Here is a 13657-nt window from a genome sequence, read left to right as displayed (position 1 = left end):
CCGCGACCCGGCCTAACCGAGCGCCTTGATCTCCAGCGACGCCGCATCCTGGGTGCCTGCGGTCACGAACGCGAACGACCGGAAGCCGGACGCCTCCGCCCGGTCGAGCACCGCCTTCAGGTTCTTGGCGCGCTTGTCGAGCCGCACCCGGCGGCCCGCGGTGATCAGCTCGGTCTTCACGGCCAGGAGCCGGTCGAGCGGCACACCCTGGTCGTAGACGAGGACGATCGAGTCGGCCGCGGCGTCGGTCGGCGCTTCGATCAGGTCGACGACGCGCTCGAAGCCGATCGAGAACCCGCACGCGGGAACGTCTGTGCCGAGGAAGCGGCCGATCATCCCGTCGTATCGGCCGCCGCCGCCCACCGAGCTGCCGGATCCGGGGTGCGCGATCTCGAAGATGGTGCCGGTGTAGTAGCCCATTCCGCGCACGAGCGTGGGGTCGAAGCGCAGCGTGACGCCGGAGGGAAGCGAGTCGAGCGCGTGCGCCAGTGACTCCAGGGCGGCGATGGCGTCGGTGTCGATGCCGTCCGGCAGGATGCCGGTGATCGCCTCGACGGTCAGCGCGACGCCGCCGTCGGCGATGTGCGGTTCCAGCTGCTCCAGGATGCCGCCGAGCACGGCAGCGGAGTCTGCGCCGTCCGCGCTCAGCTCCTTCACGACCCCCTCCGCACCGATCTTGTCGAGCTTGTCGATCGAGATCAGCACCTGCGGCCAGCGCGACTCCGCGAACCCGCAGAACTCCAGCAGGCCGTTCAGGATGCGGCGGTCGTTGATGCGGATCGTGCAGTTCTGCAGGCCCAGCGCATCCAGTGCCGCCGCCGTGGCCGTGATCAGCTCGACCTCCGCCAGCTGACCGGCCTCGCCGATGATGTCGATGTCGCACTGCACGAACTGGCGGTAGCGGCCCTTCTGCGGGCGCTCGGCACGCCAGACCGGGGCGATCTGGATGGAGCGGAACACCGGGGGCAGCTCGGCGCGGTGGGTGGCGTAGAAGCGGGCGAGCGGCACGGTCAGGTCGAACCGGAGGCCGAGGTCGGTCAGGCTGAGGACGTCGCCGGAGTCGATGGCCGCACGCAGGTCGTCGGCGTCGATGCCGCGCTTGAGCACGCTGAACGCGAGCTTCTCGTTGTCGCCGCCCAAACCGGAGTGCAGGCGTGCCACATCCTCGACCACCGGCGTCTCGATCTCGTCGAACCCGTGCGAGGCGAAACTCCGGCGGATCACCCCGAGCGCGTGCTCCCGGCGGGCCTTGTCGGCCGGAAGGAAGTCGCGCATGCCACGGGGCGGGGTGATCGGAGAAGCCATGAACACGATTCTTCCATGCCGCCCCAAGCAATCGAGCCGGGACTTATGCACGCTCTGCGCGGCGTTTCGCGTGCATAAGTCCCGGCTCGATGGCTTGGGGACCGGACGGGGCCGGGGGCGGCGGGTAGCGTGGCTGAGGTGAGCATCCACGAATTCCGCATCGACGTTCCCGACGAGGTCCTCGACGACCTCCGCGCCCGGCTCGTCTCCACCCGGTTCGTCGCGCCGATCGGGTCGGCGCCGTGGGACGGCGGAGCGGGCGAACCCGTGCTGCGCGACCTGGTGGATGCGTGGCTGCGGTTCGACTGGCGCGCCCAGGAGGAGCGGCTGAACGCGTACGACCAGTACCTCGCGGAGGTGGGCGGGCACCGCATCCACTTCGTGAGGGTGCCGGCTGCCGGATCGCCGGACACGCGCATCCCGTTGCTGCTGCTGCACGGCTGGCCGAGCGCCTACACCGAATACCTGCCGCTCGCCGAACGTCTGGCGAACCCCGCGGGCTCCGGGTCGGATGCGCGGATCGCGTTCGACGTGATCGTGCCGTCGCTGCCCGGCTTCGTCTTCTCCGACCTCCCGGACCGGCCCCTGACGAGGCAGACGATCGCCGACGACCTGCACGAACTGATGACCACCGTGCTCGGCTACGACCGGTATGCGGCGTTCGGCGGTGACATCGGCGGCGGGGCGGCGACCTGGCTCGGAACCGACCACGCCGACCGCGTGATCGGCGTGCAGCTGATCCACGCGCCGTTCCCGTCGGACGACGAGCCGCAGACGGAGGAGGAGCGCGAATACCTGGCGGCGGTCGACGCGTACGACGCGCTGGACGGGGGCTACAGCGAGATCATGTGCACGCGGCCGGACACCATCTCCGCTGCGCTCGGCGACTCCCCCGCCGGGCTGCTCTCCTGGATCGCCGACAAGTGGCACGACTGGGTCGACGGCGACCTCGAACGCGTCGTCCCCGTGGATGCGCTGCTCACCATCGCGACGCTCTACTGGGCGACCGGCAGCATCGGCACCTCGTTCCAGCAGTACTTCGACTACGACGCCAACCCGCCGAGGCCGCCGATCGTCGCGCCCGTCGGCGTACTTCTCAGCCGGGAGCCCGTGATGGACGGCTTCCCCCGCTCGCTCGCCGAGCGCGCCGCCCTCGACCTCCGCTCCTTCGAACTCGCGCCGCGCGGCGGCCATTTCCTCGGCCTGGAGCAGCCCGACCTCGCCGCCGACCGCATCCGCGCCTTCTTCGCGTCCCTGTCCTAAGCCATCGAGCCGGGACTTGTGCACGCTTCGCGCGGCGTGTCGCGTGCATAAGTCCCGGCTCGATGGCTTGGGGACGGGGGCTGCGCGTAGAATCGGGGCGTTGCCACCCTGATGGCCGTGCCCTGCGGTTTCGGTGGTGTCCCGCTGGACCTGACATGAGTCGCATCCGTCCGACCACGGATAGATGCTCGCTGTCAGACACAAGACCGACAACGCGCCCGTCAGCCATCCAGGAGAGTCGACCGCGAAAGCTGCGGGCCTCTCACCCGAATGGTGGGCTGACATCGCCTAGCGGGCGCGCTGCCGGTCGCCGGGGCGTGAACCCAGCCACCGGATGCGCGGCTACTCCCCCAGCCGGTGGTGCCGTCCGAGCGGCACGACGAGCGGCGTCCCCGTCACCGGGTCGGATGCGATCACCGACTCCACCCCGAACACGTCACGCACCAGCTCTGCCGTCACGACGTCGCCCGGCGCCCCCGCCGCCACGATCGCGCCCTCGCGCATCGCGATGAGGTGGTCGGCGTAGCGCGCGGCCAGGTTGAGGTCGTGCAGCACCATCACCACCGTCGTCCCGCGGGCGGCGTTGAGGTCGAGCAGCAGGTCGAGCACGTCGATCTGGTGGCTGATGTCGAGGAACGTCGTCGGCTCGTCGAGGAGCAGGATGTCGGTCTGCTGGGCGAGCGCCATCGCGATCCACACCCGCTGGCGCTGCCCGCCGGACAGCTCGTCGATGGCGCGCTCGGCGAGGTCGGCGACGCCGGTCGACACCATTGCGGAGGCCACGGCCTCGTCATCTTCCGCCGTCCACCGGCGGAACCAGCCCTGGTGCGGGTACCGCCCGCGGCCGACGAGGTCGGCGACGGTGATCCCATCCGGGGCGGTCGGCGTCTGCGGCAGCAGTCCGAGTCTCGTCGCCACCTGCTTGGTCGGCAGCGAGTGGATGTCCGTGCCGTCCAGCAGCACCGCTCCGGATGCGGGGGCGAGCAGCCGGGACAGCCCGCGCAGCAGCGTGGACTTGCCGCACGCATTCGGGCCGACGATGGCGGTCACCGTGCCGGGCGGCACCTCCAGGGTGAGTCCGTCGACGACGACCCTGCCCTCGTAGGCGAGGGTGAGGTCGCGCGCGGCGAGTTCGTGGGAGTCGGTCATGGTCAGCCTCCGCGGCCGGTTCGGTTGGTCCTGGTCAGCAGCCAGAGCAGGTAGGGGGCGCCGACGACGCCGGTGACGACGCCGACAGGGAACGCGACATCCGGCACCGCGAACTGGGCGACGATGTCGGAGACGACGAGCACGAGCGCGCCGACGAGGGCGGACGGGACGAGCGCCAGCGAGCCGTGCCCGACGAGCCGCCGCGCGATGGGCGCCGCCAGGAACGCCACGAACGCGATCGGGCCGCCCACCGACACCGCGACCGCCGCGAGGGCCACGCCGACGAGCACCACGAGCAGGCGGGTCCGCTCGACGCGCACGCCGATGGCGGCCGCCGTGTCGTCGCCGAGACCCAGCGCCGCGAGAGGACGGCTGAGCAGCAGGGCGCAGGGCACGAGCACCACCGCGCTCACACCGAGCACGGCGAGCGCGACCGGGTCGACGCTGTTGATACTGCCGGTGAGCCAGACCAGCGCCTCCTGCACATCGGTGAGGGCGGCGGTCGTGAGCACGTACGACACGATTCCGCCCGCCACGGCCGCGAAGCCGATCCCGATCAGCACGAACCGGTAGCCGCTGATCCCGCCGCGCCAGGCGAGCAGATAGATGAAAAGCGCAGCGATCAGCGTCCCGGCGACCACGACACCGGACAGCGCGAGCCCGGTGAGCCCGAACCAGACCAGGGCGATCGAGCCCGTCGCGCTCGCGCTCGCCGTGATACCGATGATGTCCGGGCTGGCGAGCGGGTTGCGGGCGATCGACTGGATGAGCGCGCCGGAGAGCCCGAGGCAGCCGCCGACCAGCACGGCAGCCAGCAGGCGCGGCAGACGCAGGTCCAGGATCACGAACTGGGTGAGCCTGTCCGCCCGGCCCACCAGCGCCGCCAGGATGTCGCCCGGCGCAACGGCCGCGGCGCCGAGGCTCAGCGACACGGCGGAGACCAGCAGGATGAGCACCGCGAGCGCCACGGACACCGTCACGACCCTGGAGGCGCGGGAGCGCCGGTCGGCGGTGGAGGCGCGACCCGCCTTCTGCAGCACGGTTCCGGTCGTGCCGCCCGGCGCATCCGGGGTCACAGGCTCACCAGCTTGCGTCGGCGAACGAGGGCGATGAACACGGGCGCTCCGACGAACGCCGTGACGACGCCCACCTGCAGTTCCCCCGGCCACGCCACCAAGCGGCCGATCACGTCACAGGCGATCAGCATGATCGGAGCGATCACCGCCGAGAACGCGAGGATCCACCGGTAATCCGCGCCGACCACCCGGCGGGCGACGTGCGGGATCACCAGGCCGACGAACGCGATCGGCCCGACAGCCGCCGTCGCCGAGCCACAGAGCAGCACGACCGCGACGGCGGCGAACACCCGGGACAGCCCGACCTTCTGCCCGAGGCCGCGGGCCACGTCGTCGCCGAGCGCCAGGCCGTTCAGCGCGCGGCCGAGCGCGAGCGCGACGATCGCGCCGAGCACGATGGTGGGCAGCACCTGCCAGAACACGCCGAAGTTGCGGCCGGCGAGCGAGCCGACCTGCCAGAACCGCAGCGCATCGAGCGACACCCTGCTGGTGAGCAGTACCGCGGTGATCAGCGATCCGAGCGCTGCGGAGACGGCCGCCCCGGCGAGCGCGAGCTTGATCGGGGTCGCCCCCTCTCGACCGACCGACGCGACCGCGTAGACGACGACCGAGGCGACGGCGGCTCCCGCGAACGCGAACCAGACGTACCCTCCCGCCGACGTCACGCCGAACACGGAGATGGCGATGACGACGGCGAGGGATGCGCCGAAGTTGACGCCGAGGATCCCCGGGTCGGCGAGCGGGTTGCGCGAAAGCCCCTGCATCACGGTCCCGGCGAGACCGAGCGCGAGCCCGGCCGACAGTCCGAGCAGTGTGCGCGGCAGGCGGCTGTCCACAACGATCAGGGAGGCCTGATCCGTGCGGTCGTAGTGCAGCAGCGCGTGGAACACCGCGGCAGGGTCGAGCGGGTTCGAGCCGAGCATCAGGCTCAGGATGCACACCACCAGCAGGGCGACGACGGCCACCCCGAATCCGATGGTGAGCCGACGCCGACGGCGGGCAGTGGATGCGCTCCCCTGGGATTTCCTCCCCGGGGGCACGCTCCCCCGCCCGCTCGTCGCCGCGTTGACGCTCGTGGTCATTTGCCGGGCTACTTGACCTTCTCGGCCGCGGCCGCCAGCTCGGGGACGTAGCGGTCGAGCATCCACGGGATGCTCAGCACGCTGGGTGCGCTGGACGCCATGACGAACGACTCGCCGACGATCGGGGCGAACCGGCCCTCGGAGATGGTGGGCATCGCCGCGGCCAGCGGGTCGGCTTTGAAGGCGTCGACGGACGACTGCTTGTCGAAGTACATCACCAGCAGGTCGGTGTCGATCTTGGAGAGGTTCTCGTTGCTGACCTGGAAGAAGAAGCTGCCCGCGTCCTTCTTGGCGTCGAGGGCGTCGATGCTCGGCGAGTTCTTCAGGCCGAGCTCGTTGAGCAGCAGGACCCGCGAGTCGGTGGCCTTGTAGACGTTGATCATGCCGGGCTCGTTGGCGGCGGCGTAGACGAAGGTCTTGCCCTTCAGCACCGGGTACTTCGCGGCGAGCGCTGCGACATTGTCCTGGGTCTTCGTCTTCAGCGCGGTGGCCTCGGCGGAGAGGCCGAGCGCCTTGCCGACAATGTCGGTCTGGTCTTGCCAGCTGGTGCCCCACGGAACCTTCGGATATGCGACGACCGGCGCGATCTTGCTGAGCGTGTCGTACTCGGTCTGCGTGAGGCCCGAGAGCGGGGCGAGGATGACGTCCGGCTTGGCCTTGACGTACTCCTCGAACGGGACCTCGCCGGTGTCGACGCCGGCGATCAGCTGCGGCGTCTTGGCCTTGAGCTCGGTGAGCTTGTCGGCGACCCACGGCAGCACGCCGTCTTTGTTGCCGCCGTAGGTCATCTTCGGCATGGCGACCGGGACGACCCCGAGCGCGAGGGCGACGTCGGCCGCACCCCAGCCCCAGACCGCGACGCGCTCCGGCTTCTTGTCGATCGTGACGGAGCCGAGGGCGCTCTTGATGGTCACAGGGAAGGCGCTGGAGTCGCTGCTCGCGCTGCTCTCACTGCCGGACGATCCTGCGCTGCAGCCGGTGAGGACGAGCGCAGCTGACGCGACGATCGCCGAAGCGATCAGGGCGATACGGGACCGGCGGTGGCCGCGCGGGACGGACTCGAGCATGGTTCTCCTTCGAGACGAGGTGGGTTTAGGCAAGCCTAACCTAACCGCCTCTCCCCCGCCAATCGCTTCGGAGCCGCGGGGTCAGTCGGCGGAGGCGGTGGGGAGGCCGATGATGCCGGCGTCGGCGGCGTCCGCCTCGTGGGCGCGGATCTCGTCCTGCAGGTCGCGGAGGGTCGAGCGGAGGGCGCGCTCCGCATCCAGGCCTTGCGCCTTGGCGGACGCGACGATGGCCAGCAGCAGCGGGCCGAGCTCGTCCTCCGAGTCCACCTGCACCCCACCGGCTTCGCGCAGATCGAGCAGCCCCACCTTCTCGGCGCGGCCGAGCAGCTTGTCGGCGAGCGCCAGCGACGGCATCGCCTGCGGGATGCCGTCGAGGACGCTGGTGCGCGACGGCTTCTCCCGCTTCTTGAGGTCGTCCCAGAACTCGACGACGTCGTCGGCGGTCTCCGCCTTCCTGTCGCCGAACACGTGCGGGTGGCGACCGACCATCTTCGCGGTCATCTGCGCGGCCACATCCTGGATGTCGAAATCCTCGCCAGGGGTGTGCGCCGCGATGTCGGCGTGGAACAGCACCTGGTAGAGCACGTCGCCGAGCTCTTCGATCAGGTCGTCCCTGTTGCCGGTCTCGATGGCCTCGACCAGTTCGTAAGTCTCCTCGATCAGGTACTGAACGAGCGACTCGTGCGTCTGGTCGGCGTCCCACGGGCATCCACCAGGACCCCGGAGGCGCTCCATCACGGCGACCAGTTCATCCAGTCTGGTCGGCTGCTCCGACGCCGGAGCGGATGAGAAGCTCAGATCGGTCATCGTGGACGCCTTCCTCGATCGCGGGCGGGCGACTTCCTGCCCTCCCCCATCCTCCCTCATCCATCGCTGTGCGGCGCCTGCCTCCCCGGTAGAGTGGGTGACTGGTGTGCCGGGAAGTCTGGTCGGCGGGTGGTGCGAACGCGCCGCTCCCGCATCCGGCCGCGCGTTCACGACGTCGCGAGATGGGCGAGACCCTATGAGCATCATCCGATCCGAGCGCACCGCCGCCGGACTCCTCCTCGGAGCCGCGGCGCTGGGCCTGCTGCTGGCGAACACCGCCGTCGGCCCCGCCATCCTCGATCTTCAGCACACGAAGATCGGCTTCGGTGGCGTCACGATGAGCGTCGGGCACTGGATCAGCGACGGCCTGCTCGCGGTGTTCTTCTTCATCGTCGCGGTGGAGCTCAAGCACGAGCTGGTCGCCGGCGAGCTGAACAGCGTGAAGAAGGCTGTGCATCCCGCGATCGCGGCTGTCGCCGGAGTGATCGTGCCCGCCCTGGTCTACCTGGCGTTCACCGCGGGCAGCGGGCTCGAAGAGGGCTGGCCCATCCCGACGGCCACGGACATCGCCTTCGCGCTCGGCGTCCTCGCGGTGTTCGGCCGCGGGCTGCCGAACCGGCTGCGGGTGTTCCTGCTGGCGCTCGCCGTGCTCGACGACCTGATCGCCATCATCATCATCGCGGTGTTCTTCACCACCGACCCGAACATCCTGGAGCTGGTGCTGGCGGCCGTCGCCGTCGCCGCGTTCGGGCTCCTCAGCCGACTACTGAAAGGCCGGATGCGCCTGCCGATCGGCGTGCTGATGGTACTGGTGGCGTGCCTGGCCTGGTGGCTGGTCTGGGACTCCGGCGTGCACGCCACCATCGCCGGCGTCGCGCTCGGCTTGGTGATGGCGCGTCGCCCGGCCGGACGGGTCACGCACGTGCTTGAGCCGTGGTCGAACGGGCTCATCCTGCCGCTGTTCGCGTTCTCGGCGGCGCTGGTCGCGATCCCGCAGGTGTCGCCCGCGCAGCTGCAGCCGTCTTTCTGGGGCATCCTGGTCGCGCTGCCGGTCGGCAAGGTGATCGGCATCACGCTCGGCGGCTGGCTGGGCTCGTTCACCCGCAGCAAGGCCGACCGGGCGAAGATCCCGCTGTTCGGCCTTGTGACGATCGGCGTCCTCGGCGGCATCGGGTTCACTGTCTCGCTGCTGATGAACGAGCTCGCCTTCGCGGGAAGCGACCTCGTCCGCTCCGAAGGAACGCTCGCCGTCCTCCTCGGCTCCGCCGTCTCCATCGTCGGCGCAGGCATCTGCGTCACGCTGCTCGCGCGCCGCTACCGCGCGCAGCACCCGCACCCGTCCCGCTAGGCCGCACCACTCGGGATGCACGGCCTACGCGGAGGGCGCCGCGACCGGGTCCGGCACGGGGAACAGCGCGCCGAGGAGCGTCGCGACCCAGCCGATCAGGTCGGCGTCGTCGAGCGGCTCGCCGTTCACGCGCGGCATCGGGACAGTGACCACCTTCGGCGCCGCGTGGTACTTCGCCCCCGGGTACATCCGCTGCAAACGCACCTGCAGCGAGTCCGGCAGGATCGCCGGCGCCAACCGCAGATTGGAGCCCATCGCGACCACCTCGCCGAGACCGGCCCGCTGAGCGGCGCGCCGCAGCCGGGACACCGCGATCAGGTTGCTGACGGCGAGCGGCGGCTCTCCGTAGCGGTCGGTCAGCTCCTCGATCACGAGGTCGATCTGGTCGTCCTTCGCCGCCGGCGAGCTCGCCGTGGACAGCTTCTGGTAGGCCTCCAGGCGCAGCCGCTCGCTGTCGACGTAGTCTTCCGGGATGTGCGCATCCACCGGGAGCTCCAGCCGCAGCTCGGTCTGCCCTTCCGCGACCTCGCCGCGGAACGTGCTGACGGCCTCGCCGATCATCCGGAGGTAGAGGTCGAATCCGACACCGGCGATGTGACCGGACTGCTCGCCGCCGAGCAGGTTGCCCGCCCCGCGGATCTCCAGGTCTTTGAGCGCCACCTGCATGCCGCTGCCGAGGTCGTTGTTGGCCGCGATGGTGGAGAGGCGGTCGTGCGCCGTCTCGCTGAGCGGCTTGTTCTCGTCCCAGAGGAAGTACGCGTACGCGCGCTCGCGGCCACGGCCGACGCGCCCGCGCAGCTGGTGCAGCTGGCTGAGGCCGTATTTGTCTGCCCTGTCGATGATGATCGTGTTCGCGTTCGCGATGTCGAGTCCGGTCTCGATGATGGTGGTCGACACCAGCACGTCGAACTTGCGTTCCCAGAAGTCGACGACGACCTGCTCCAGCGCGCGCTCGTTCATCTTGCCGTGCGCGACGGCGATGCGCGCCTCCGGCACCAGCTCGGCGAGTTTCGCCGCCTGCGCCGTGATGCTCCCGACACGGTTGTGCACGAAGAACACCTGACCCTCGCGCAACAGCTCGCGCCGGATGGCCGCGGCCACCTGCTTGTCCGAGTACGGCCCGACGAAGGTCAGGATGGGGTGCCGGTCTTCCGGAGGGGTGGCGAGCGTCGACATCTCCCGGATGCCCGTCACCGCCATCTCCAGCGTGCGCGGGATGGGCGTGGCGCTCATGGCGAGGATGTCGACGTTGGTCTTCAGCTTCTTCAGCGCGTCCTTGTGCTCGACGCCGAACCGCTGCTCCTCGTCGATGACCACGAGGCCCAGGTCTTTGAGCACGATGTTGTCGGAGAGGAGCCGGTGGGTGCCGATGACCACATCCACGGTGCCGTCGGCCATGCCGTCGATCGTCTCCTTCGCCTCCTTGTCGGTCTGGAACCGGCTGAGCGCCCGCAAGTGGATGGGGAACCCGGCGAAGCGCTCCTGGAACGTCTCGAAGTGCTGCTTCACGAGCAGGGTGGTCGGCACGAGCATCACGACCTGCTTGCCGTCCTGCACCGCCTTGAACGCCGCACGGATCGCGATCTCGGTCTTGCCGAAGCCGACGTCGCCGGAGATGAGCCTGTCCATCGGGATGGGCCGCTCCATGTCGGCCTTCACCTCGTCGATGGTCTGCAGCTGGTCGTGCGTCTCCGCGAACGGGAACGCCTCCTCCAGCTCGCGCTGCCAGGGCGTGTCCGGCCCGAACGCGTGGCCCTTGCTCGCCATGCGCGCCGAGTACAGCTTGACCAGCTCGACCGCGATGTCGCGGACAGCCTTGCGGGCGCGGCCCTTCGCCGCCGACCAGTCGCTTCCGCCCATCTTGCTGAGCGCCGGAGCCTCCCCGCCCACATACCGGGTGAGCAGATCCAGCTGGTCGGTCGGCACGTAGAGCTTGTCTCCCGGGTATCCACGCTTCGACGGCGCGTACTCCAGCAGCAGGTATTCGCGCTTGGACTTGACCGCGTTGCGGCCGCCGCTCGACACCTCGCGCTGGGTCAGCTCCACGAACTTGCCGATGCCGTGGGTCTGGTGCACGACGTAGTCGCCCGGCTTGAGCGCCAGCGGATCGACGACGTTCTTGCGCTTGGTCGCGAGCTTCTTGACCTGGCGCGAGTCGTAGCCGACCGTGCGCCCGTAGAACTCGCCCTCACTGAACAGCGCCAGCTTGGTCTCGCCCAGCTCGAAGCCGTGCTCGACCGTGGCCCGCAGCAGGTAGGCGATGCCCGGTTCCGGCTCTGCGGGAAATTCCTCGACGTGGCGGGCGGGCAGCTCGGCCTCGGAGAGCACGTCGGCCGCACGCTCCACCAGCCCGGCGCCCTCGGCGACGATCGCGACGCTCCAGCCGTCTTTGAGCCGCGCGCCGATGTGCTCGATCGCTCCGGTGACATTGCCCTGGAAGCTCGGCACCGCCTCCGCGGCGATGCGCTGCTGCAGGTGCTCCTCGATCTCGCGGTCCTCCGGAAGCACCTCGTCTGCCTGGAAGCCGCTCATCGTCCACCAGGGGTGGTTCGGGGCTTTCTCCCCCGGCTTGCTGAACGTGACGGAGTCGCGGAGCTGCTGCAGCGTGAGGAAGTCGCCGGCCGCGAGGTCGATCGGTGCGGCGGCGCCGACCGTCGCCGCGCTCCACGCCGCCGACAGGAACTCGCGGTTCGTCTCCGCCAGGCTCACCGCGCGGCTCGCGACGCGCTCGGGCGAGAGCACGGCGACGGCTGCGCCATCCGGCAAGTAGTGGGTCAGCGGCACGAGCCGGTCGACCAGCGCGGGCGCCAGCGACTCCATGCCCTCGACCGGGATGCCCTCGCCGATTTTGGCGAGCATCGCCGACATGCTCGGGAACTCGTGCTCCATCTCGCGCGCCCGCTGCCGCACGGACTCGCTCAGCAGCAGTTCGCGGCTCGGCGGCAGCGACACCGACGGGATGGGGTCGGGCAGCGACCGCTGATCGGCCACCGAGAACGCGCGGATCTGGTCGACCTCGTCGCCGAAGAAGTCGACGCGGTACGGGTGGTCGCCGTTCGGAGGGAAGACGTCGAGGATGCCGCCTCGCACGGCGAACTCGCCGCGCCGGGTGACCATGTCGACGCGGGCGTACGCCAGGTCGACCAGCCGCACCGCGAGCGCAGACAGGTCGAAGCCGCGGCCGCCCGTCGTGAGGTCGACCGCCGCGTAGTCGGTGAGGTTGTCGGCGAGCGGCTGCAGCGCCGCGCGCACCGATGCGACCAGGACCAGCGGCGTGGACTTGTCGCCCGCATCCCAGTCGGCCAGGCGGCGCAGGGCAGTGAGGCGTTTGCCGACGATCTCGGCGCTCGGGCTCAGACGCTCGTGCGGGAGGGTTTCCCACGCGGGGAACTCGACGATCTCGGCGTTCGGGATCACGCAGCCGAGAGCGCCGCGGATCGACTCGGACTCGCGTCCGGTCGCGGTGATCACGAGCAGCGCCTGCGATGCGCCCGCGGCCGCTCTGCGTTGCAGCAGCCCGGCGAGCAGTGGCGCGCGCAGCCCATCGGTGAGCGAGAAGTCGGCGTCACGGGCCGCGGAGGCCAGGGCGTCATCGAACGTGGAGGCGCGCGAAAGCGCTGCGATCAAGCCCTGCAGTATCACTCGCGTTAGTCTACGGACTCCCACCGACACTCGGTGCCGGATGCGCGGAACGGCCCAGCAGGATCACAGCCAGCGCGTCACAGCCAGCCGTCGAGGGCGTGCATGAACCCGGCGTGGTCGTCGCGGTGGACAGTGTGCCCGGCTCCCGGCACCGACCGCACGACGAACCCTGCCTCGCCCAGCCGCTCCGCCACGCGCGGACTGACCAGCTGGGAGCGCCCGGCGAGGATCACCAGCGACGGCACCTCCATCGTCACCGGCGCACGCAGCGAGCCGCGCCCGACCAGCACGGGGACGACGGCGTGGTCGAACGCGCGCATCGTCTCGAACTCGATGGCCACGTCGAGCGGATCCCAGCGCGGGTTGCGTTTGGCGATGCGCTCGGCGTTCGCGTTCGCGAGGGTGCGGAAGAACGCCGGCGCCAGTTTGCGCTGCCACCACGGGACGTTCGGCCCGAACGCCGGGTCGACGTAGACCACGCGCTGCGGCTGCAGCTCTTCGACCGCGAGGCTGACGGTGAGCCCACCGAGCGAGTGCCCGATGACCAGCTCGGGATGCGCGGGGACCGTCTCGACCACATCCCGGGCCAGCAGCTCGGCGGTGTACTCGATGGCGCGAGGGCTCCGGCCGTGGCCGCGCAGGTCGACGGCGATCACGTGGTATCCCCGCTCGGCGAGGGCCGGCCCGACGCGACGCCAGTTGCGCGAGTCCGACATCGCGCCGTGCACCAGGACGGCGTACCGGTCTCCGGTGCCCCACTCGCGCGTGAACAGTTTCATGACCGAACCATACGAGCCCAGCCTGCGGATGGCATCGGGATGCGCTGGGTGCGCAACAGGTGGATGCTGGACGCTGGCCGTGAGGTCTCGCCGCAGGTCTCACGGCCGGGCGCCGGCGTCAGGTGGACGAGCCGACGGC

Annotated in this window: 10 protein-coding genes; 2 read left to right on the top strand and 8 right to left on the bottom strand. The window is 70.3% G+C overall.

Going from position 1 to position 13657, the window contains the following annotated elements; translation table 11 throughout:
- Positions 1 to 12: 12 nt before the first annotated feature.
- On the bottom strand, positions 13 to 1305 hold the full coding sequence (gene hisS, locus AC37TH_RS10780; protein WP_490764353.1) for a histidine--tRNA ligase: 1293 nt from the start codon (positions 1303 to 1305) through the stop codon (positions 13 to 15).
- Between the two features lie 138 nt (positions 1306 to 1443).
- Between hisS and AC37TH_RS10775 the strand changes: the two genes are divergently transcribed.
- A complete protein-coding gene (locus AC37TH_RS10775; protein WP_490764352.1) occupies positions 1444 to 2568 on the top strand; it encodes an epoxide hydrolase family protein in 1125 nt (374 codons plus the stop codon).
- Between the two features lie 342 nt (positions 2569 to 2910).
- On the opposite strand, the gene AC37TH_RS10770 is transcribed toward AC37TH_RS10775, so the two are convergent.
- From AC37TH_RS10770 to AC37TH_RS10750, 5 genes are all read right to left on the bottom strand, one after another.
- Complete coding sequence (locus AC37TH_RS10770) at positions 2911 to 3717, bottom strand: ABC transporter ATP-binding protein (RefSeq protein ID WP_490764351.1); 807 nt, start codon at positions 3715 to 3717, stop codon at positions 2911 to 2913.
- 2 nt (positions 3718 to 3719) lie between these two features.
- The gene (locus tag AC37TH_RS10765; protein WP_490764350.1) at positions 3720 to 4793 is read right to left on the bottom strand and encodes a FecCD family ABC transporter permease; all 1074 of its coding nucleotides are present in this window, start codon (positions 4791 to 4793) and stop codon (positions 3720 to 3722) included.
- Positions 4790 to 5875 (bottom strand): FecCD family ABC transporter permease, encoded by a 1086-nt coding sequence (locus AC37TH_RS10760; protein WP_490764349.1) that lies wholly within the window; start codon positions 5873 to 5875, stop codon positions 4790 to 4792. The genes AC37TH_RS10765 and AC37TH_RS10760 overlap by 4 nt, the downstream gene beginning before the upstream one ends.
- A gap of 8 nt (positions 5876 to 5883) precedes the next feature.
- On the bottom strand, positions 5884 to 6942 hold the full coding sequence (locus tag AC37TH_RS10755; protein ID WP_490764348.1) for an iron-siderophore ABC transporter substrate-binding protein: 1059 nt from the start codon (positions 6940 to 6942) through the stop codon (positions 5884 to 5886).
- 81 nt (positions 6943 to 7023) lie between these two features.
- Entirely contained in the window at positions 7024 to 7749 is a 726-nt protein-coding gene (locus tag AC37TH_RS10750) for a nucleoside triphosphate pyrophosphohydrolase (protein WP_490764347.1), read from the bottom strand.
- A gap of 196 nt (positions 7750 to 7945) precedes the next feature.
- Between AC37TH_RS10750 and nhaA the strand changes: the two genes are divergently transcribed.
- The gene (nhaA, locus tag AC37TH_RS10745) at positions 7946 to 9097 is read left to right on the top strand and encodes a Na+/H+ antiporter NhaA (RefSeq protein ID WP_490764346.1); all 1152 of its coding nucleotides are present in this window, start codon (positions 7946 to 7948) and stop codon (positions 9095 to 9097) included.
- A gap of 24 nt (positions 9098 to 9121) precedes the next feature.
- Here nhaA and mfd read toward each other — a convergent pair whose 3' ends face one another.
- Positions 9122 to 12739, bottom strand: a complete 3618-nt coding sequence (gene mfd / locus AC37TH_RS10740; protein WP_490764345.1) for a transcription-repair coupling factor — start codon at positions 12737 to 12739, stop codon at positions 9122 to 9124.
- Between the two features lie 77 nt (positions 12740 to 12816).
- Positions 12817 to 13518: an alpha/beta fold hydrolase gene (locus AC37TH_RS10735; RefSeq protein ID WP_490764344.1), complete on the bottom strand. Its 702-nt coding sequence runs from the start codon at positions 13516 to 13518 to the stop codon at positions 12817 to 12819.
- Between the last annotated feature and the right edge of the window lie 139 nt (positions 13519 to 13657).

Source organism: Leifsonia sp. McL0627, from assembly GCF_058244615.1.
The sequence above is the reverse complement of the archived record's forward strand: the minus strand, read 5'-3'. Positions and strand labels throughout refer to the sequence as shown.